The sequence below is a fragment of the Rathayibacter sp. AY2B7 genome, from assembly GCF_002931635.1.
Classification (GTDB): Bacteria; Actinomycetota; Actinomycetes; order Actinomycetales; family Microbacteriaceae; genus Rathayibacter.
This window is the reverse complement of record NZ_PSUC01000020.1, coordinates 18,547-38,579: the sequence shown is the minus strand read 5'-3', so window position 1 is coordinate 38,579 and position 20,033 is coordinate 18,547. Positions and strand designations below refer to the sequence as shown.

The window sequence follows — 20,033 nt, the reverse complement described above, 5'->3', positions numbered from 1 at the left end:
GGCGCCGTGCATCCGCTCGCGGTACGACCGGTAGCTGGCGAGCTTGGCGGCGAACGAACTGAAGACGAACGGCTTGATCAGGTACTGCACGATGCCGGCGGCGACGGAGGCGCGCACGTTCGCGGCGTCGCGGACGGCGGTGATCGCGATGACGTCGACGTCCAGGCCCGCCGCCCGGACGGCCCGACAGAGGTCGAGGCCGCCCATGTCCGGCAGGTTCATGTCGAGCAGGATCAGCCCGATGCCCGGGTCCGCGCGCAGGGCCCGGATCGCCTCCGCCCCGCTGCCGGCGACCGCGGCCACCTCGAAGCCGTCGACCCGTCGGACGTAGTCGGCGTGGGCGCTCGCGGTCAGCGGCTCGTCCTCGACGACGAGCACCCGGATCACGACGCCACCCGCGCGGGCAGCGGCAGCTGCACCGTGAACACCGCGCCGACGTGGCGCGAGACCTCGATCGAGCCGCCGAGCCGCTCCACCACCTGCTGCACCAGCGCCAGGCCGATGCCGCGGCCGAAGCCGTCCGACTCCTTCGTCGAGTAGCCGCGCGCGAAGACGTCGGCGGCGCTCGCGACTCCGGGGCCGCTGTCCGACACCTGCACCACCAGCTCGCCCTCCGCGAGGCCGAGGTAGACCTCCACCCACGGCTCGCGGTCCGGAGCGGAGGAGGCGGCCGCGTCGAGGGCGTTGTCGATCAGATTGCCCAGCACCGTCACGAGGTCCCCGGGCTCCAGCCCCTGCGTGCCGGGCTCGAGGTGCGTCTCGAAGTGCAGCTCGACGCCGCGCTCGCGGGCCTGCGCGGCCTTGCCCAGCAGCAGGGCGGCGATCACCGGCTCCTGCACGGAGCCGAGGACCCGGTCGGCCAGGCGCTGGCTGAGGTTCAGCTCGCCGGCGGCGAACGCGAGCGCCTCGTCGGGCCGGCCGAGCTCGATCAGCGACGCGATGGTGTGCAGGCGGTTCGAGAACTCGTGGGTCTGCGAGCGCAGCGCGTCCGAGAGGGTGCGCAGTGACTCCAGCTCGCCGCTCACCCGCTGCAGCTCGGTGCGGTCGCGGAGCGTGACGACCGTGCCCAGGGGGCGGGCGCCGGGGGAGGCGGCGGGCCGCTCGTTCACCACGAGGATCCGCTCGCGGGCCACGACCAGGCGGTCCGAGACGGGCTCGTCGTCCTGCAGCAGCTCGCGCAGGGCGACGGGGAGGTCGAGCTCGGCGACCGGCACCGGCGTCCGCACGCCCTCGAGCCCGAGCAGCTCCAGCGCGTGGTCGTTGGCGAGCACCAGTCGGCCGCGGTCGTCGACCAGCAGCAGCCCCTCCCGCACCGAGTGCAGGACGGACTCGTAGTAGGCGAAGACCTGGCTCATCTGCTCCGGGCCCCGCCCGCCCGTGACGCGGCGCAGGTAGCGGGCGAGGAGCCACGAGCCGAGCGCGCCGAGCGCGACCGCCCCGAGCGCGCCCCACGCGACGACCTGCACGCGGGCGGCGAAGGAGGCGTCCACGGCCGAGAGCGTGACGCCCGCCGACACGAGCGCGACGACCGCGCCGTCGGCGTCCTCGATCGGCGCGACGGCGCGGACGGAGGGCCCGAGCGTGCCGGCGTACGTCTCGGTGAAGGTCCGCCCCTCCAGCGCGGGCTCGATCGTGCCCTGGAACGGCAGGCCGATCCGGTCGCGGTCGCGGTGGGTGTACCGGGTGCGGTCGGGGGCCATGATCGTGAGGAAGTCGACGCCGGTGTCCCGCATGACCTCCTCGGCGTACGGCTGCAGGCTCGCGGAGGGGTCCGCGCCGGCCGTCGACTCGAGGACGAACGGATTGTCGGCCACCGTCCGCGCCACGACGAGGCTCCGCTGGGCGGCCTCGTCGCCCGCTCGGCTCCGCGCGTCGAGGGCCAGCACCGCGACGGCCGCCGCGGCGATCAGCAGGATGCTCAGCAGCTGCACGGCGAACAGGCGCGCGGCGATGCTGCCGCGCGGTCCGCGTGCGCTCGGCGTCCTGACCATGCCACTCCCTCGTGAGCGAGCGCTCGGGGCGCCCCGCCGTGAACAGTATGAACGCAACCGTGCCGGGCTCCGGAGGCGGGGCCACCATCGTCCTACCCCCTCACCTCGACGAAGAGAAGGACACCCCCATGGCGAAGACGCCTCAGACGCCGTCCGACCGGTTGATCCCCGCGGTCACCCCTCCGAAGACCCGGCGGCGCATCGACCGGAACCACTGGCTCTACATCGCCGTCATCATCGCCGTGGTCGCCGGCGTCGTGGTCGGACTCGTCGCTCCCGCCTTCGCGGCGACGCTCGAGCCGGTCGGCAAGGCCTTCGTCGGACTGATCAAGATGATGATCGCGCCGATCATCTTCTGCACCATCGTCATCGGCATCGGCTCCATCGCGAAGGCCGCCACGGTCGGCAAGGTCGGCGGACTCGCGCTGGGCTACTTCATCGTGATGTCGACCTTCGCCCTGGCGATCGGCCTCGTCGTCGGCAACATCCTGCACCCGGGCGAGGGCCTCGACATCTCGAGCGCTACCTACGACACCAGCGACCTCAAGGCCGAGAGCACCAGCGACTTCGTCCTCGGGATCATCCCCGTCTCGCTGTTCTCCTCGCTCGTGGACGGCAGCATCCTGCAGACCCTCTTCGTCGCGCTGCTCGTCGGCTTCGCGCTGCAGAAGATGGGCGCCAAGGGCCAGCCGATCCTCGGAGCGATCAAGCAGCTCCAGGTCCTGGTCTTCCGCATCCTCTCGATGGTGCTCTGGGTCGCCCCGATCGGCGCGTTCGGCGCCATCGCCGCGGTCGTCGGCAAGACCGGCTGGGGAGCGGTCGTCGCTCTCGCCACCCTGATGATCGGCTTCTACATCACCTGCGCGATCTTCGTGGTCGTCGTCCTCGGCCTGCTGCTGCGCCTGGTGACCGGCGTCAGCATCTTCTCGCTGATGAAGTACCTGGCCCGCGAGTACCTGCTGATCGTCGGCACCTCCTCCTCGGAGGCGGCGCTGCCCCGCCTGATCGCGAAGATGGAGCACCTCGGCGTCTCCAAGCCCGTCGTCGGCATCACCGTGCCCACCGGCTACTCCTTCAACCTCGACGGCACGGCGATCTACCTCACGATGGCGTCGCTGTTCATCGCCTCGGCCACCGGAGCGCCGATGTCGATCCCGGAGCAGATCGGCCTCCTCCTCTTCATGATGATCGCCTCGAAGGGCGCCGCGGGCGTCACCGGAGCGGGCCTGGCCACGCTGGCCGGCGGCCTCCAGTCCTTCCGTCCCGACCTGGTCAACGGCGTCGGCGTGATCGTCGGCATCGACCGCTTCATGTCCGAGGCCCGCGCGGTCACCAACTTCACCGGCAACGCGGTCGCCACCCTTCTCGTGGGCACCTGGACCAAGCAGATCGACATGGTGCAGGTCCGCGAGGTCCTCGGCGGGCGCTCGCCCTTCGACGAGACCACGCTCGGAGCGGACGAGCACGAGGCCCCCGCGTCGGGCACCTCGATCACCGAGGGGATCGCCTCGATCCAGGACTCCGACGAGGCGTCGCGGATGCGTGCGGAGATCGCGGCCAAGCGCTAGCCGATCCGATCGCGAAGGCCCCGCCTCCCGGAACCGGTCCGGGAGGCGGGGCCTTCGTCGTACGCGGGTCAGTGCCTCCGCACCCCGAGCAGAGGCAGGGTCACCGAGCAGAGCGGCCCGATCAGCACCGCGAAGAGGAGGGTGCCGAGGCCGGCGTCGCCGCCGAGGGCCCAGCCGATGAGCAGCACCGTGAGCTCGACGCCCGAGCGCGCCACCCAGATCGGCAGGCCCGTGCGGGTGTGCAGGCCCAGCATCAGTCCGTCGCGGGGCCCCGGACCGAGGTGGGCGCCGATGTAGATCCCGCTCGCGACCGCCAGAAGCACGAGGCCTCCGGCGAAGAGCAGGCCGCGGGCCCACCACTCGTCCGGCGTCGCCAGCACGCGCAGCCCGACATCGATCATCGTGCCGACCACGAGCACGTTCAGCACGGTGCCGAGGCCGGGCCGCTGTCGGAGGGGGATCCACAGCAGCAGGACGAGCAGGCCGATCACGTTCGTGAGCAGTCCGATCCCGAGCCCGGTCTGGTGCGCGACCCCCTGGGCGAAGACGGTCCACGGGTCCACGCCGATCGCCGCGCGGATCATCATCGCGTCGGCGAATCCGTAGAGGATCAGGCCCACCAGCAGGCGCGGCACGGGTCGGAGGCGCCACTGGCCCGCTGGGGGAGCGGCGGCGGCAACGGGAGCGGTGAGGGTCATGGATTCATCACAGCGCGACATTGGCCTTCTTCGCGCGGTCCAATCCGGCTACCTTGGACGCATGGCTGATGTCCACTTCGGCGCGCGCGCCCTGCAGACCCTCCTCGGCGACTGGCGCGAGCAGCGCGGCACCCGGCCCGCCTACCTCGCGCTGGCCGATCGGATCCGCCTCCTCGGGATCGACGGCCGCATCCCTGCGGGCAGCCGCCTGCCCGCCGAGCGCGAGCTCTCGGCCCGCCTCGGCGTCAGCCGCACGACCGTGGCCGCCGCGTACCGCGAGCTGCGCGACAGCGGCTACCTCGTCAGCGTGCGCGGCTCCGGCAGCGTCACCCGCCTGCCGGGAGCGGCCGTGCACGCGGTGCCCTCGCTCGCGCCGGACTTCCTCGACTTCACCAAGGCGGCCCTGCCCGCCGTCCCCGAGCTGGCCGAGGCGTACACCCGCGCGGCGCAGGCGGCCCCCGAGCACTTCGACTCCGGCTCCTACGACACCGTCGGCCTGCCGGTGCTGCGCCGCGCGATCGCCGAGCGCTACACCGCGCGGGGTCTGCGCACCGAGCCCGGCCAGATCATGGTGACCATCGGCGCGCAGCACGCGATCGCGCTCGTCGCCCGCACCCTGCTCGCGCGGGGCGACCGGGCGCTGATCGAGGCCCCGACCTACCCGCACGCCTACGAGGCCCTCCGGCTGGCCGGCGCGCGGCTCGTGCCGGTGAACGTCGACGGGGCGGACGGCTGGGACGGAGAGGGCCTGATCGCCGCGCTGCGCGGTACGAGCCCGAGCCTGGCCTACCTGATGCCCGACTTCCACAACCCGACCGGCCGCTCCATGGCCCCCGAGCTGCGGGAGCGGGCGATCGCCGCCGCGGCCCGGCAGGGGACCCTGATCATCGCCGACGAGACGACGGCCGAGCTCGACATCGACCGGCGGATGTCGCCGCTGCCGTTCGCCGCCTACGGGCCCGAGGGGACGGTGCTCTCGATCGGCTCCGTCGGCAAGACGCTGTGGGGCGGCATCCGGATCGGCTGGATCCGCGCCGAGCGGGCGGTGATCCGCAAGCTGGCGCTGGCGCGCTCGGCGAGCGACCTCGGCACGCCGATCCTGGAGCAGCTCCTGGTCGCGGACATGCTCGGCCGGATGGACGGCGTGCTGGAGCTGCGGCGCTCGCAGCTGCGCGCCGGCCGCGACCACCTCGAGGCGGCCCTGGCGCGCGCGATCCCGGAGTGGAGCGTGCCGCGGGTATCGGGCGGCCTCTCCACCTGGGTGGGCCTGGGCCGGCCGGCGAGCTCGCAGCTGGCGCTCGCCGCCCGGACGGCGGGCCTGCTGATCACCGCGGGCCCGCGCTTCGGGATCGACGGCGCCTTCGAGCGGTTCCTCCGCATCCCGATCGGCTACTCGCCCGAGGCGACCGACCGGGCCGTGGAGGCGCTCGCGACGGCGTGGGCGCAGGTCGCCCGGCACCCGGCGGCCGACCCGGGGTACCTCGCCGACGTGGTCTGAGGTGGAGTGCCCGCCGGGCGTGTGAGATCGTTCTCTCATGAGCGACGGGTACGGCTACCTGCTGGTCCACTTCGTGGAGGACCGGACCGGCCGCAGCGAGAAGATCTTCCTCTCGCTCAGCCGGGGCGACGATCCGCTGCGCTGGCGAGCGCTCGGGCCGGTGCTGGAGTGGACCGGCGGCACGGGCGGCGTCCGCGACCCCCACATCGTCCGCGGGCCGCGGGGCTTCCACCTCGTCGCCACCGACCTCCGCGTCTGGCGGCCCGAGGGCCCGGACTGGGACCTCTACCGGCACCGGGGGAGCCGCGACCTCGTGGTCTGGGACTCCCCGGACCTCCTCGAGTGGTCCGAGCCGCGCGCGGTCGCCGTCGCTCCCGAGGGCGCGGGCATGGCCTGGGCGCCGGAGTCGGTCTACGACCCGGTCTCGGGCGACTTCCTCGTGCACTGGTCCTCCGGCCTGGCCGAGGACGGCGACCCCGCCACCGGCGAGACGGGCGACAGCCGCATCCTGATCTCCCGCACGCGCGACTTCCGCACGTTCGCCGAGCCCGAGACCTACCTGCGGCTGCCCGGCGGAGTGATCGACATGACGCTGCTGATCGAGGGCACGGCCGTCCACCGCTTCGCCAAGCAGCACGACGACGCCCCCGACACGATGCAGGTGTTCCAGCAGGTCGGCTCCTCCCTCCTCGCGGACGACTTCACCACCGTCGCCCGGGGGATCGGGCAGGAGCTCGGCCCGAGCATCGAGGGGCCGCTGGTCTTCCGGCACCACCGCGAGGAGCGCTGGTCGCTCTGGGTCGACCAGTACGCCCTCCGCCCCTACGGCTACCGCGCCTACACGAGCACCGACCCGGCCTCGGGCCACTGGGAGCTCGCGGAGGAGTTCGACCTGCCCGAGGACACCAAGCACGGAGCGGTCCTCCCGCTCACCCGATCCGAGTACACGGCGCTCGACGAGCGCCACCCCGCCTGAGAGGCCCCGCATGACCGACTTCAGCCCCCGTCTCGCCGACGCCCTCGTCACCGTCCTCGGTGCCGACGGCGCTCCGCTCGCCCACGCCGACGTGACGGTCGAGCAGCGCCGCCACGCCTTCGCCTTCGGCTGCACCCCTCCGAGCACCGACCCCGCCCGCGCCGAGGAGCGCCGGCTCTGGCTCGACCTGTTCGACACGGCGACCCTCCCCGTCTACTGGGGCCGCTTCGAGCCGGAGCGCGGCCGCACCGCGACGGAGGAGGTGCTCGCCGAGGCGCGCGCGCTCGCCGCGGACGGCGTCCGGCTCAAGGGGCACCCGCTGGTCTGGCACTACGTGAAGCCGGAGTGGCTCGACGCGCTGCCGCTGGACGAGGCCGAGCAGCTCCTCCGCGCGCGCATCCGCCGGGAGGTGGGCGCCTTCGCCGGGCTGATCGACACCTGGGACGCGATCAACGAGGTCGTCATCATGCCGCGCTTCGCCAACGAGCCGGACGGCGTGACGAACGCCGTCACCCGCCTCGCCCGCGAGAAGGGACGCGTCGGCATGGTCGAGCTGGCCTTCTCGGAGGCGCGCAGCCTCGGCACCGGACCGGTGCTCGTGCTGAACGACTTCGACCTCGGGCCCGAGTACGAGCGGCTGATCGAGGACGTGCTCGAGGCCGGGATCCGGCCCGATGCGATCGGCCTGCAGTCGCACATGCACCAGGGGTTCCGCGGGGAGGAGCAGATCACGGCGATCTGCGACAGGTTCGCGCGCTTCGGCCTGCCGCTGCACTGGACCGAGACCACCCTCGTCTCGGGCGAGCTGATGCCCGCCGAGATCGAGGACCTCAACGACCACGTGGTCGAGGACTGGCCGACCACTCCGGAGGGGGAGGCGCGGCAGGCGGACGAGATGGTGCGGCACTACGAGACGCTGGTCGCGCATCCGGCGGTCGAGGCGATCACCTACTGGGGCTTCGACGACGCCGGCGCCTGGCTCGGAGCGCCGGGCGGGTTCCTCCGCCGCGACGGGAGCCCGAAGCCGGCCTACGAGGCGCTGCGCTCGCGGATCCGCGGGGACTGGTGGCTCGAGCCGACGGTGCTCCGGACGGACGCCGAGGGGCGCGTCGGCGTCCGGGCCTTCGCCGGGGACTTCGCGCTCTCGAGCGCGGGGGCGGGCGCTGCAGTGGGCCTCCCCGTCGGGTCGTCGACGGCTGAGGTCCGCCTGGGCTGAGGGCGTCCGGGGCCGGCCGGTGGCGCGGGTCGCCCCGTCGCGCGCCCCGGAACGCCGCGTCCCTCCCAACACTCAGTCGGCTGATGGAAGACTCGGAGGGTGCATCTCCTCGCGGTCCTCAGCATGAAGAACCGGGCGCTCATCGCGCTCGTCACCGTCGTCATCGCCGTCTTCGGCGGAGTCGCCCTGACCGGGCTCAAGCAGGAGCTCGCGCCGTCGATCTCCTTCCCGCAGCTCGCCGTCGTCACGTCCTATCCGGGCGCCGCTCCGGAGGTGGTCAACGACGACGTCTCGACGCCGATCGAGACCGCCATCCAGGGGGTGCCGGGGCTCGAGACGACCAGCGCGACGTCCTCCACGGACTCCTCCCTCATCTCGGCGTCCTTCACCTACGGCACCGACCTCGCCACCGCCGAGCAGAAGATCCTGCAGGCGATCAACCGGATCAAGAGCACGCTCCCGGACGGCGTCGACCCGCAGGTGGTCACCGGCTCCCTCGACGACCTGCCGGTGCTGCAGCTCGCCGTGTCGAGCGACGGCGACGCGGACGCGCTGGCCGAGCGCCTGCGCACCACGGTCATCCCGGACCTGGAGAAGGTCGAGGGCGTGCGCGAGGCGGCGCTCGTCGGCGAGACCGCCCAGCGCGTCACGATCACTCCCGACGACGCGGCGCTCGCCGCGGCCGGCCTCTCGACCGGCGACATCCGCTCGGCCCTGCAGCAGAACGGCGTGCTCGTCGCGGGCGGACAGATCACCCAGGACGGGTCGACCTTCTCGGTGCAGTCGGGCGTCAAGCTCGACTCGACCGACGCGATCGCGGCGCTGCCGCTGCTGCCGTCCGCAGGCGCCTCCGCGGGTGCGGGCGGCGCCGGTGCGTCAGCGGGCGCGGGTGCCTCCGCGGGTGCCGGGGCTTCCGCCGGCGGCTCCGACGCCGGAGCAGCGGCGGGAGGCGCGGCCGTGACCGCGGAGCCGACGGTCACCACCCTCGGCTCCGTCGCGACGGTCGCCGTCACCGACGCCCCCGTCACCTCGATCTCGCGCGTCAACGGCCAGCCCGCCCTGACCCTCTCGATCACCAAGCTCCCCGCAGCGAACACCGTCGACGTGTCGACCGGCGTGGCCGCGCTGCTCCCGGACCTCGAGGAGTCGATCGGCGACAACGCCGCCTTCACCCCGGTCTTCGACCAGGCGCCCTACATCCAGGAGTCGATCGCGTCGCTCGCGCAGGAGGGGGCGCTCGGCCTCGTCTTCGCCGTGCTGGTGATCCTGCTGTTCCTGCTCTCGGTGCGCTCGACCCTGGTCACGGCCATCTCGATCCCGACCTCGGTGCTGATCACCTTCATCGGCCTGCAGACGGCCGGCTACACCCTCAACATCCTCACCCTCGGCGCGCTCACCATCGCGATCGGCCGTGTGGTCGACGACTCCATCGTCGTGATCGAGAACATCAAGCGGCACCTCGACGCGGGTGAGGACCGGGCCCGGACCATCGCCGTCGCCGTCCGCGAGGTCGCCGGCGCGATCACCGCCTCCACGATCACCACGGTCGCGGTGTTCCTGCCGATCTCGTTCGTCGGCGGCACCACGGGCGAGCTGTTCCGGCCCTTCGCGCTGACCGTGTCGATCGCCCTGCTCGCCTCCCTCGTGGTGGCGCTGACGATCGTGCCGGTGCTCGCCTACTGGTTCCTCCGCCCCTCGAAGCGGCCGGCGGTGCGCCAGGCCGCGCAGGCGGCGCTCGCGGAGGAGCGCGCGGCGGCCGGAGGGACACCCGCCTCGGGCGTCCCGGCCGACACCGCTGCGCCGGTCGAGGAGGCCCCGCACCACGGCGCCCACGCCGCTCCCCGGCGGGCGCGCGGGCTGCAGTCGGTCTACGGCCCGATCATCCACTGGACGCTGAAGCACTCGGTCGTCACCGTCCTCCTGGCGCTGCTCGTGCTCGTCGGGACCGGTGCGCTGTACCCGCTGATGAAGACGAACTTCCTCGGCTCCAGCGGGCAGGACACCTTCACCGTCACCCAGACGGTCCCCGTCGGCCAGAGCCTCGACGCGCAGGACGCGACGGCGCAGCAGGCGAGCACGGCGATCCTCGGCGTCGGCGGCGTCGAGACCGTCCAGCTCACCGTCGGCTCCTCCGGCGGTCTGCAGAGCGCGTTCGGCGGGGGAGGAGGCGGCGGCACCTCGATCCGCTACTCCGTCACCACCGACGAGTCGGCCGACCAGGAGGCCGTGCAGGCGGACGTCCGCGACGCGCTGTCGGGCGTCGCCTCGGCCGAGGACATCAGCGTCGCCGCCTCCTCCGGCTTCGGCGCCTCCTCGGACATCGAGGTCGACCTCTTGACCGCCTCGCAGAGCGACCTCCAGAGCGCGAGCGACCAGCTCCTCGAGGCCCTGCGCGGGACCGACGGGATCAGCCAGGCCGAGAGCAACCTCTCCTCCTCGCTGCCCTACATCGCGGTGCGGGTCGACCGCGACGCCGCGGCCCGGGCGGGTCTCAGCGAGGTCGCCGTGGGCACGATCGTCAGCCAGGCGCTCCAGCCCAGCCAGGTCGGCAGCGTCGTGATCGATGACCGCACCCTCTCGATCTACCTGGCCGACGGGCAGCCGCCGGCCACCGTGGACGAGCTGCGGAACCTCGAGGTGCCGACCCTCACCGGCACCGTCGCGCTCTCCACCCTCGCGGCGGTCGAGCAGACGGACGGTCCGGCGAGCATCACCACCGAGCGTGGCCAGCGCACCGCGACCATCACCGTCACCCCGGAGGGCGACGACCTCGCCTCGGCCAACGTCGCCGTGCAGAACGCGATCGACGCGACGGCGCTTCCGGCCGGTGTCGACGCCTCCCTCGGCGGAGTGACCGCCGACCAGGCCGACGCGTTCTCGCAGCTGGGCATCGCACTGCTCGTCGCGATCCTGATCGTCTACGTCGTGATGGTGGCGACGTTCCGCTCGCTCCTGCAGCCGCTGCTCCTGCTCGTGTCCGTGCCGTTCGCGGCGACCGGCGCGATCCTCCTGCAGGTGATCACCGGCGTGCCGCTGGGCGTGCCGTCCCTGATCGGCGTGCTGATGCTGATCGGCATCGTCGTCACGAACGCGATCGTGCTCGTGGACCTGGTGAACCAGTACCGGGACCGCGGGATGCCGGTGCGGGAGGCGCTGCTGCACGGCACCGAGCGGCGGCTCCGGCCCATCCTGATGACCGCCCTCGCGACGATCTTCGCCCTGCTGCCGATGGCGCTGGGGATCACGGGCCACGGCGGCTTCATCTCGCAGCCGCTGGCGATCGTCGTGATCGGCGGCCTGGTGTCCTCGACGGTGCTGACCCTCGTGGTCCTGCCCGTCGTCTACAACCTGGTCGAGGGGTATCGTGAGCGGCGGCGTGCCGCCCGCGCCGGGAAGGCGTCGGCATGACGGACATCAGGGATGCGGCCGAGACGGTCGGCTCGCGCTGGCGCAGCGGCCCGGAGCGCGCCACCGCGGTCCTCGACGAGATCGGTCCGGAGCGCTTCGTCGCCCGCGACTTCCGCCCGGGCACGCTCCGGCACCTCGTGCTGATCCGCTTCCGCCCGACGGCGCTGGTCGCCGAGGCGGACGAGGTCACCCGCCGCTTCCTCGCCCTGGCCGACGAGTGCGTCCGCGACGGACGGCGCTACATCGAGTCGATCGAGACCGGGCCGCAGCTGAGCATCGAGGGCGCGGGCGAGGGCTTCGACCGCGCGTTCCTGCTGACCTTCTCGTCCGAGGGCGACCTGCACTACTACCTGGGCCGGCCGGCCGTCGAGGACCCCGCGCACTGGGATCCCGCGCACGACGCGTTCAAGGAGTTCGTCGGGCCGTTCGTCGACACGGCCGGCATCGTCGCGTTCGACTTCCGACCCGAAGCGCACTGATGGCGACTCCCGAGTTCGTGCTGCGGCTGCGCGAGCGGATCGGGACCGAGCTGCTCTGGCTCACCGGCGTGACCGCGGTGATCCTCCGCCAGGAGCCGGCGCTCGAGGTCCTGCTCGTCCGGCGCGCCGACACCGGCGCCTGGACGGCCGTCACCGGGATCATCGACCCGGGCGAGACCGTTGCCGGCACCGCCCGCCGCGAGGCGCAGGAGGAGGCGGGCGTCGAGATCGAGGTGGAGCGCCTCGTGCAGGTGCACACCCTCCCGCCGATGCAGTACCCCAACGGGGACCGCTCGCAGTACCTCGACCACGTGGTGCGCTGCCGCTGGATCTCGGGGGAGGCCCACGTCGCGGACGACGAGTCGACCGAGGTCGGCTGGTTCGCGCCCGACGCGCTGCCGCCGATGTCGGACGAGCACCGCGCCCGGATCGAGCGGGCGCTGTCGGACGAGCCGGGCTGCTCGATCGACTGACGGCGGGGGTGCGCGCCGGACGAGGGCGGGGCCGCCTCTCGGGAGCGGCACACGGATGGCGCCGGGCGTCCTGCCGTGTCGGCCTCCGACCGGGCGGGCCTCGGGCCGGGCTCCTCGGACCCGGTTCGCCTCGGATCGGGCGCTGCTCAGACCGGACGCGCGAAGCAGAGCACCGCGTTGTCGCCGACATGGGCTCCGAAGGCGTCGATCGCCGTGAAGCCGAGCGCCCCGGCCGCCGGGGCGAGTTCCGCAGCGGCGGCCAGGCGCAGCGTGCGGATCCGCTGCACCCGCGCCCACGACTCCGCCGCCGCGACGAGCCGTCGGGCGACTCCCGTGCGTCGGTGGACGGAGGCGACCACCAGCTCCAGCACCTCGGCGAAGTCGTCCGGGCCGGGAGCGAGCACCAGGGCGCCCGCCGCCGCCCCATCGATCCGGGCGATCAGGACGCGGGCGTGCGGGGGCGGGACCGCGGCGAGGAGGCCCTCCGCTCCGGCTGCGTCCTCGAGGCGGACGACGACTCCGCTCACGAGCCCAGGTGGGCGCGGAGGAACTCGACGACCCGAGCGCGCAGAGCGTCGTCGAGCAGCGCGATCGAGTGCAGCGAGCCGGGGAGGACGAGGAGGTCGACCCTCGAGCCCGCTCCGCGCAGCGCCTCGGCGAAGCGGGTCGACTGGCTGAGCGCGACCCGTTCGTGCGCCGCGTGCGCGATGAGGAACGGCGGCTCGGAGCCGTCCACCTGCGCGAGGGGCGAGGCGGCGGTCGCAGCGGGGCAGGAGGCGAGGTCCGCGCAGTCGAGGTAGCTGCGCACGGCGGCCGCGACTCCGACAACCGGGTCGTCGTCGGCGAGGCCGGCGGCGCTGAGATCGGAGGGGCCGCTCAGGTCGACCACGGCGGCCAGGCGCGACGAGGTCGCCGGCAGCGTGCCGAGCAGAGAGGCGAGGTTGCCGCCGGCCGAGCCGCCGAAGGCCGCCACCCGCTCCGGATCGATGCCGAAGCGCGCGGTCTGCTCCGGCTCGAGCAGCCAGTCGAGGGCGGCCGTCACGTCGTCGAGCTGCGCGGGGAACACGGCGGCGGGCGCGAGGCGGTAGTCGACCGAGACGGCGACGAACCCCTCCGATCCGAGCCACTGGCAGATCGGACGCCAGTTCGCGTCGGCCTTGCCTCCACGGGCCCAGCTGCCGCCGTGCACGACGAGGACGGCGGGCCGCGGCTCCGCCGACGGGGCAGGGGAGGAGCAGACGTCGACGCTCTGCCCGGTGCTCGCGTCGTAGACGACGTCGGACGTCACGCTCACGCCGGACCAGTCGGGTGCGGGTGCCGCTCCGAGCGCCTGCGCCACAGGCTCCGAGACGGGAGTGGTGCTCGCGCAGCCCGAGAGGAGGAGTGCGAGGGCGGCCAGGACCGCGGCGACGCGTCGCGGGGATCGGGTGGGCTCGCGCATGAGTGCGATCAGCGTACGGGGTGCCCGGCGCCCCGGATGCGGCACCCCCGCGATCAGGGGGTGCCGGGCTCGCGCTGCAGCCGGACCAGGACGACCCCCGCGAGGATCAGCGCGCCGCCGCCGAACTGGATCGGCGCGGGCAGCTCGCCGAGGATCAGCCACGCGGCCGCGATCGAGAACAGCACCTCCGTCAGCCCGACGAAGGAGGCGATCCGCGTGCCGAGACGGCGTCCGCCCTCGATCCCGAGCAGATACGCCAGCACCGTCGACATGCCGAGGATCACGCCCGCGGGAAGGAGCCAGCTGACCTCCGCTCCGACGAACACCACCTCTCCGAACGTCGCGCGCAGCGGTGTGACGCCGAGCGCCCCGAGTGCCAGCAGGATCGCGGCGCCGACCGTCATCGCCCCTGCCGTGAGCGCGATCGGCGGCAGCTCCGGATCCACCCGGCCGGCGATGACGTAGTAGACGCACAGGCCGAGCGAGGCGGTCAGCGCCCAGGCGATGCCGACCAGCTCGGGGGTCGACTCGCCGGACAGGTCGAGCACGAGCACCAGGCCGCCGAGCGCGAGCGCGGAGCCGGCGAGGGTGAAGCGGCCGGGGTGCCGGCGCGTGCGGGCCCAGGCGAAGAGGACGAGGAACACCGGCGCGAGGTATTCGATCAGCAGGGCGACGCCGACCGACATGTGCTCGATCGCGCTGTAGAAGCAGAGCTGCGCGGCGATCACGGCGAAGACTCCGTAGAGGGCGATCGTGCCGAGGTTGCGGCGGAGCACGGGCCAGCGGCCGCGGAGGGACAGGATCGCCGGGATCGCGAGGATCAGGGCCGCGCCGCCCGCCCGCCAGAGGACCGCGGACGCCGGCGTCCAGCCCGCCTCGAGGAGCGGCTTCACGAACGGCCCGCCCAGACCGAACGCCGCCGACGCGGCCAGCGCCGCGACGAGGCCGGAGCCGAGGCGCCGTGCAGGCGCGGGCGCGCTCGCGGCGGGGAGGGTGACGGCGGCGGTGCTCTCGGCGGTCATGGCCGGCTCCTTCAGGAGTCAAAAGGATTACACTCGTGACAGCGAGCTGATCGCACACTACTGAGCCGCACTGTCAGGAGTCAACATGGTGTTCGCCTATGACGTCGAGGCGTCGCTCACCTCCACCGCCACCCTCGTCAACACGCTCCCCGAGCTGTCGCCGTCCGGCGAGGACGAGATGGCGACGATCGAGCAGCTGGACGACTTCCTCCTCGAGAACCGGTACACGGGCAGCCGCGACGGATCGGCCGAGGAGCTGGAGGCCGTGCGGGCGATCCGCTCCTCCCTCCGCACCCTCTGGCTCACGCGGGCCGAGGAGGACCTCGTCCCCGTCGTCAACGGGATGCTCGACTCCGGCCGCGCGCTCCCGCAGCTGGTCCGGCACGGACCCTACGGCTGGCACCTCCACGCGACGCGCGACGAGAGCCCGCTCGCCACGCGCATCCTGGTCGAGGCCGCCATGGCGTTCGTCGACGTGATCCGCGGCGACGAGCGCGAGCGGATCCGCGTCTGCGCGGCGGAGGACTGCGAGGCGGTGCTCGTGGACTTCTCCCGCAACCGCTCGAAGCGCTACTGCGACACGGGCAACTGCGGCAATCGCGCGAACGTGGCCGCGTACCGGGCTCGGCGGGCGTCGCAGTAGCGGACGGGCGGTAGGTGCAAACGGGCTCGCGCGTCGATCGTGCTGCGGCTCGGGGCCGGGGGGCTGTATGCGGGGCGACTCCGCGGGGGACCGGTTGCGGAGGTGCGCGGCCCCCGGGCTTCGCGGCTCCTAGGCTTCGCGGCTACCGAACTGAGCGGCTCCTGGCCGCACGTCTCCCCGCCCTAGCCAGGGTCCGGGGCCGCGTGTAGACTCGCTCGGTCGGCTCTTGACACCGCGCGTTCTCGTGCGGATGGGTTTGTTAGTCAAGTGGGCCGAGTCTCCGACAGTCGTCGTGAGACGAATCACATGTGTGAATCGGCCCCGGTCAATGACTCGCCCGGGTTCTCCCCCTGCTGCCCCGCAGCAGTCCAGCGCACGGACGCCCCTCACGACGGGGCTCCTCCGGCGTCGCCTCCTCGCGCACGACCTGAACCCAGGAAGAACTGCCATGCCCAAGAACAAGAAGCCCGCCGGCGGACGTCCGGCCAAGAACTTCGAGCCCAACCGCTTCGGCGCCTCGAGCGGCAAGTCCCAGCTCGGCGGCCGCTCGCGCTTCCCCGGCGCCAAGCCGGGCTCGCGCAGCGAGGGCCACCGCGGCTTCCGCGCCGTCGACGAGAACGCCCCCAAGAAGGCGCGCTGGAACGCCGACGAGCGCGCCGAGCGGGCCACCGAGCGCGCCGATCGGCCCGCCCGCGGGAACGACCGCGACGAGCGGCCCTCGCGCGGCTACGACCGCGACGCGCGTCCGGCGCGCTCGAACGACCGTGACGAGCGTCCGGCCCGTTCCTACGGGCGCGATGAGCGTCCGGCGCGTTCCTTCGACCGGAGCGACCGTCCGGCCCGTTCCTTCGACCGCGATGCGCGTCCTGCCCGCTCGAACGACCGCGACGACCGTCCGGCCCGCTCCTACGGGCGCGACGAGCGTCCTGCGCGTTCCTTCGACCGGAGCGACCGTCCGGCCCGTTCCTTCGACCGTGACGCGCGTCCGGCCCGCTCGAACGATCGCGACGATCGTCCGGCGCGTTCCTACGGGCGCGATGAGCGTCCGGCGCGTTCCTTCGACCGGAGCGACCGTCCGGCCCGTTCCTTCGACCGCGATGCGCGTCCGGCCCGCTCGAACGACCGCGATGACCGTCCGGCCCGCTCGAACGACCGCGATGACCGTCCGGCCCGCTCCTACGGACGCGACGACCGGCCCGCCCGCACCGGCGACCGCGACGAGCGCCCCTCGCGCGGCTACGACCGCACTGAGCGTCCCGCCCGCTCGTTCGACCGCAGCGACCGCCCGGCCCGCTCCTTCGACCGGGACGCGCGTCCCTCGCGCGGCCACGACCGCGGCGACCGCCCGACACGCTCGTTCGACCGCGACTCCCGGCCCTCGCGCCGCGACTCCGGCTCGGACTTCTACCCCAGCCGCGACGCCCGTGCGCCGCACCAGGCCGACGACGTCGTGCTCGAGCGCCTCGAGGCGACGGCCACGCTCGCCGTCGACGTCGAGGGCGTCACCTTCGGCGACCTCGGCCTGGGCGGGAACATCGTCCGGATGCTGACCGAGCTCGGAGCGGCCGCGCCGTTCCCGATCCAGGCCGCGACCATCCCCGAGGTGCTCGCCGGCAAGGACGTCCTCGGACGCGGCAAGACCGGCTCCGGCAAGACCATCGCCTTCGGCGCCCCCGTCGTCGAGCGGCTGATGGAGAACAATGGAGCGAAGGGCCGCAAGCCGGGCCGCGCTCCGCGCGCGCTCATCCTCGCGCCGACCCGCGAGCTCGCCATGCAGATCGACCGGACCATCCAGCCGATCGCCCGCTCCGTCGGCCTGTTCACGACGACCATCTACGGCGGCGTCCCCCAGTACAAGCAGGTCGGAGCCCTCCAGCGCGGAGTCGACATCGTCATCGCGACGCCGGGCCGCCTCGAGGACCTCGTCGAGCAGGGCCGACTCGACCTCTCGAACATCACCATCACGGTGCTCGACGAGGCCGACCACATGTGCGACCTCGGCTTCCTCGAGCCCGTGCAGCGCATCCTCCGCCAGACCGCCGACGGCGGCCAGCGGCTGCTGTTCTCGGCCACGCTCGACAAGGGCGTCGCGACGCTCGTCGACGAGTTCCTGGTCGAGCCGAGCGTCCACGAGGTCGCCGGCGAGGACCAGGCGTCCTCGACCATCGACCACCGCGTGCTCCTGATCGAGCACCGCGACAAGGCCGAGATCATCGAGCAGCTCGCCGCCCGCCAGGGCAAGACGCTGATCTTCGCCCGGACCCGCGCGTTCGCGGAGCAGCTCGCGGAGCAGCTCGACCACGCGGACATCCCCGCAACGAGCCTCCACGGCGACCTCAACCAGTCGCGCCGCACCCGCAACCTCGCACTGCTCACCAGCGGACGCGTCGACGTGCTGGTCGCGACCGACGTGGCCGCGCGCGGCATCCACGTCGACGACATCGACCTGGTGATCCAGGCCGACGCTCCCGACGAGTACAAGACGTACCTCCACCGCTCCGGCCGCACCGGCCGCGCGGGCAAGACGGGCACGGTCGTGACGCTCATCACGCGCAACCGCCGCCGCCGCATGGAGGAGCTGCTCGACCGTGCCGAGATCGAGGCCGAGATGATCGAGGCCCGCCCCGGCGACCGCGTCCTGCGCGAGATCAGCGCCCCGGCCGAGTAGCCGCCGACCGCACGACGACGAGGCGCGGACCCCCTGCATCGGGGTCCGCGCCTCGTGGCGTTCGTGGTGGGTGCTGTGGTGCGTCATGACGGCGAGTGCCGAGTCGTGATGACCCTCCGACTCCGCGCTGCGCAGGGCTTTGCGCTGTGCGGCTTCCCGTGGGGCGGCGCTGCGTTGCGCGGCTCTGTGCTGGACGACTCTGCTGGACGGCTCTGTGCCGGACGACTCTGCGGTGCCCGGCTTCGCGGAGGGCTTCTGCACGCACGAACGCCGAAGGGCGGACACCGCGAGGTGCCCGCCCTTCGGCGTGTTCACCGGCCGGAGCCGGTGAGGGGAATTAGCTGGCCGGGGGGGTCAGCACGGTGTCGATGAGGTAGACGGTCGCGTTGGCGGTCTGGACGCCACCGCAGATGACGGACGCGTCGTTGACCTTCAGGTCGTCGCCGGAACCGGTGACGGTGAGGTTGCCACCCTGGACGGTGGCGTGGTCGCCGGCGATCGCGTCAGGGGCGATCTGGCCGGGGACGACGTGGTAGGTCAGGATCGAGGACAGCGTGGCGGCGCCCTCGGGGGTCTTGAGGGAGTCGACGGTCGCGGCATCGAGCTTGGCGAACGCGTCGTCGACCGGGGCGAAGACGGTGAACTCGCCGCTGTTCAGCGTGTCGACGAGGTTGACGTCGGGGTTGAGGCCACCGGAGACCGCAGCGGTCAGGGTGGTGAGCAGCGGGTTGTTCGACGCGGCGGTCGCGACGGGGTCGAGCGACATGCCCTCGACCGAGCCGGCGCCGTCCGGGACCTGCTCGGCGTAGGCGGCACAGCCGGGACCGACGAGGTTCGCGGCCGGGTCCATGGTCGCCATGGGGGTCGAGGAGGCGGAAGCCGACGAGGTGGCCATCGGGGTCGACATCTCGGTCGCCGCGTCGCTGGCGGCGGTGGTCGAGCCGCTTCCGCTCGAGCAGGCGGTGAGGCCGAGGGCGGCGGTGCCCAGCAGGGCGAATGCGGCGAGGGCGGAACGCTTGGTGGATCGCATGGGATTACTCCTTCGTGAGACGGCCCCCACGTGATGCGGAGGACCTGTTCTGTGTGGACCGTTTCGCGGCCGTTGACATGTGTTCGGAGCCCTCCCTGCGGGGGTTTGGATTTCTTTCGGTGATCTAGGTAACGGCTTCGTAACGGCAGGGAACCGGGACGGCGGGGAGCTGCTCCGCCGCGTCGATTACCCTGGAGACGTCGCGCGCACGCGTCGACGCGACGACGAGAGGACGGGCGAGTGCAGACCCGAGGTGCACGAGTGGCTCGCGGCGTCGCCGCCGCTCTCGCCGCGACCGCCACGGCCGCCGCCTCCCATACGCTCGCGGGCGCCGAGACCCCCGCTCCTGCCGTGCTGGCCCTCGCCGCGGCGTTCGCCGTCGTCGTCTGCGTCCTCCTGTCGGGGCGCCGTCTGTCCCTTCCCCGGCTGACGCTCTCCGTGCTCCTCAGCCAGATCGCGTACCACGGCCTCTTCCTCATCACGGGCAGCGGTGGGGAGGTGAGCGTGGTCGGGACGACGGGCACCGGCGCGCACTTCCACGACGGGTCGACCATCGAACTGATCGCCGGCGGAGGCGGACACGCGACTCACGCTCCGCTCATGCTCGTCGCCCACCTCGCTGCGGCTGCCTTCACGATCTCGGCGTTCCGGTACGGCGAGCGCCTCTTCTGGACGCTGGGAGCAGGCCTCCAGCGCGTCGTCGTACGGATCGTCGCCCGCGCGTCCGCGGTCGCGCTCCCGTCGGCACCCGGCGTCTCGATGACGGGCACCCCCGAGCCGCGGGCACCCCGATCCCTCGACGCGGTCCTCTCGATCCTCCGGCACCGCGGGCCGCCGCTGCGGGTCCTCCGCGCCGCCTGACGCCCCTCCCGTGCGGGAGCGGCTCCGGTCGGCGCCTCCGCACGCACCGCGGACCCGCGCT

The 20,033-nt window shown here is 73.1% G+C and carries 17 protein-coding genes; 10 read left to right on the top strand and 7 right to left on the bottom strand.

What is annotated here, in order from left to right:
- Positions 1–387 (bottom strand): response regulator (locus tag C5C27_RS05800; RefSeq protein ID WP_146079608.1); only part of this gene is annotated, 387 nt, incomplete at its 3' end.
- On the bottom strand, positions 384–1,991 hold the full coding sequence (locus C5C27_RS05795; RefSeq protein ID WP_104313870.1) for a sensor histidine kinase: 1,608 nt from the start codon (positions 1,989–1,991) through the stop codon (positions 384–386). The genes C5C27_RS05800 and C5C27_RS05795, both read right to left, overlap by 4 nt.
- A 128-nt stretch (positions 1,992–2,119) precedes the next feature.
- On the opposite strand from C5C27_RS05795, the gene C5C27_RS05790 reads away from it, so the two are divergent.
- Complete coding sequence (locus tag C5C27_RS05790) at positions 2,120–3,559, top strand: cation:dicarboxylate symporter family transporter (RefSeq protein WP_104223811.1); 1,440 nt, start codon at positions 2,120–2,122, stop codon at positions 3,557–3,559.
- A 68-nt stretch (positions 3,560–3,627) separates the two neighbouring features.
- On the opposite strand, the gene C5C27_RS05785 is transcribed toward C5C27_RS05790, so the two are convergent.
- Positions 3,628–4,257 carry a YitT family protein gene (locus C5C27_RS05785; protein ID WP_374952930.1) on the bottom strand — a complete coding sequence of 210 codons (630 nt, stop codon included), beginning with the start codon at positions 4,255–4,257 and terminating at the stop codon, positions 3,628–3,630.
- A 61-nt stretch (positions 4,258–4,318) separates the two neighbouring features.
- Here C5C27_RS05785 and C5C27_RS05780 point away from each other — a divergent pair, with 61 nt between their 5' ends.
- From C5C27_RS05780 to C5C27_RS05755, 6 genes are all read left to right on the top strand, one after another.
- Positions 4,319–5,755 (top strand): PLP-dependent aminotransferase family protein, encoded by a 1,437-nt coding sequence (locus C5C27_RS05780; RefSeq protein ID WP_104237649.1) that lies wholly within the window; start codon positions 4,319–4,321, stop codon positions 5,753–5,755.
- Positions 5,756–5,792: 37 nt separating this feature from the next.
- On the top strand, positions 5,793–6,731 hold the full coding sequence (locus C5C27_RS05775; RefSeq protein WP_104313869.1) for a glycoside hydrolase family 43 protein: 939 nt from the start codon (positions 5,793–5,795) through the stop codon (positions 6,729–6,731).
- Positions 6,732–6,741: 10 nt separating this feature from the next.
- A complete protein-coding gene (locus C5C27_RS05770) occupies positions 6,742–7,947 on the top strand; it encodes an endo-1,4-beta-xylanase (protein WP_104313868.1) in 1,206 nt (401 codons plus the stop codon).
- A gap of 99 nt (positions 7,948–8,046) precedes the next feature.
- Positions 8,047–11,355 carry an efflux RND transporter permease subunit gene (locus C5C27_RS05765; RefSeq protein ID WP_104313867.1) on the top strand — a complete coding sequence of 1,103 codons (3,309 nt, stop codon included), beginning with the start codon at positions 8,047–8,049 and terminating at the stop codon, positions 11,353–11,355.
- Positions 11,352–11,834 carry a Dabb family protein gene (locus C5C27_RS05760; RefSeq protein WP_104313866.1) on the top strand — a complete coding sequence of 161 codons (483 nt, stop codon included), beginning with the start codon at positions 11,352–11,354 and terminating at the stop codon, positions 11,832–11,834. The genes C5C27_RS05765 and C5C27_RS05760 overlap by 4 nt, the downstream gene beginning before the upstream one ends.
- On the top strand, positions 11,834–12,307 hold the full coding sequence (locus C5C27_RS05755; protein WP_104313865.1) for an NUDIX domain-containing protein: 474 nt from the start codon (positions 11,834–11,836) through the stop codon (positions 12,305–12,307). Before C5C27_RS05760 ends, C5C27_RS05755 begins: the two co-directional genes overlap by 1 nt.
- A gap of 146 nt (positions 12,308–12,453) precedes the next feature.
- Here C5C27_RS05755 and C5C27_RS05750 read toward each other — a convergent pair whose 3' ends face one another.
- The 3 genes from C5C27_RS05750 to C5C27_RS05740 are packed head-to-tail and all read right to left on the bottom strand — an operon-like array spanning position 12,454 to position 14,770.
- Positions 12,454–12,834, bottom strand: a complete 381-nt coding sequence (locus C5C27_RS05750; RefSeq protein WP_104313864.1) for a GNAT family N-acetyltransferase — start codon at positions 12,832–12,834, stop codon at positions 12,454–12,456.
- The gene (locus C5C27_RS05745) at positions 12,831–13,748 is read right to left on the bottom strand and encodes an alpha/beta hydrolase (protein WP_104313863.1); all 918 of its coding nucleotides are present in this window, start codon (positions 13,746–13,748) and stop codon (positions 12,831–12,833) included. Before C5C27_RS05745 ends, C5C27_RS05750 begins: the two co-directional genes overlap by 4 nt.
- A gap of 53 nt (positions 13,749–13,801) precedes the next feature.
- Complete coding sequence (locus tag C5C27_RS05740) at positions 13,802–14,770, bottom strand: DMT family transporter (RefSeq protein WP_104237656.1); 969 nt, start codon at positions 14,768–14,770, stop codon at positions 13,802–13,804.
- 85 nt (positions 14,771–14,855) lie between these two features.
- Between C5C27_RS05740 and C5C27_RS05735 the strand changes: the two genes are divergently transcribed.
- Together C5C27_RS05735 and C5C27_RS05730 are read left to right on the top strand one after the other, a co-directional pair.
- Positions 14,856–15,413 carry a CGNR zinc finger domain-containing protein gene (locus C5C27_RS05735; RefSeq protein WP_104226176.1) on the top strand — a complete coding sequence of 186 codons (558 nt, stop codon included), beginning with the start codon at positions 14,856–14,858 and terminating at the stop codon, positions 15,411–15,413.
- A 448-nt stretch (positions 15,414–15,861) separates the two neighbouring features.
- Complete coding sequence (locus C5C27_RS05730; RefSeq protein WP_104313862.1) at positions 15,862–18,081, top strand: DEAD/DEAH box helicase; 2,220 nt, start codon at positions 15,862–15,864, stop codon at positions 18,079–18,081.
- Between the two features lie 337 nt (positions 18,082–18,418).
- Here C5C27_RS05730 and C5C27_RS05725 read toward each other — a convergent pair whose 3' ends face one another.
- Complete coding sequence (locus tag C5C27_RS05725; protein WP_104223824.1) at positions 18,419–19,111, bottom strand: fasciclin domain-containing protein; 693 nt, start codon at positions 19,109–19,111, stop codon at positions 18,419–18,421.
- A gap of 261 nt (positions 19,112–19,372) precedes the next feature.
- On the opposite strand from C5C27_RS05725, the gene C5C27_RS05720 reads away from it, so the two are divergent.
- Positions 19,373–19,972 carry a hypothetical protein gene (locus C5C27_RS05720; protein ID WP_104313861.1) on the top strand — a complete coding sequence of 200 codons (600 nt, stop codon included), beginning with the start codon at positions 19,373–19,375 and terminating at the stop codon, positions 19,970–19,972.
- The last annotated feature ends 61 nt before the right edge of the window (positions 19,973–20,033 follow it).